This window comes from Rahnella rivi (assembly GCF_019049655.1).
Taxonomy (GTDB): Bacteria; Pseudomonadota; Gammaproteobacteria; order Enterobacterales; family Enterobacteriaceae; genus Rahnella; species Rahnella rivi.
This window is the reverse complement of the sequence record NZ_JAFMOX010000010.1, coordinates 1-273: the sequence shown is the minus strand read 5'-3', so window position 1 is coordinate 273 and position 273 is coordinate 1. Positions and strand designations below refer to the sequence as shown.

The window sequence follows — 273 nt, the reverse complement described above, 5'->3', positions numbered from 1 at the left end:
GGCTGCGCCCGATGACGCACCAGTGAAGCGTAAAATATCACCATTTTCACCGCTACCCGCTGAGTCATACACATGGTCTTTACCGTGCCCGGCAGTAAACTGGTAGGTGTCCTCACCGCTGTTGCCATTAAGTGAGTCATTGCCCGCACCGCCGTTCAGCACGTCATTTCCGCCCCCTCCCTGCAGCGTGTCGTTACCGCCTGCGCCGTACATAAGATCAGCGGCATACCAGCCCGAGGCATTGTTACCAGCGTCCGTTCCGTTGTACGTCAT

1 pseudogene is annotated in these 273 nt (G+C 57.1%); it reads right to left on the bottom strand.

The annotated features are described in order from the left end of the window. Window positions 1-273 (bottom strand): annotated as a pseudogene (locus J1779_RS00045) (hypothetical protein); the annotation flags it as partial.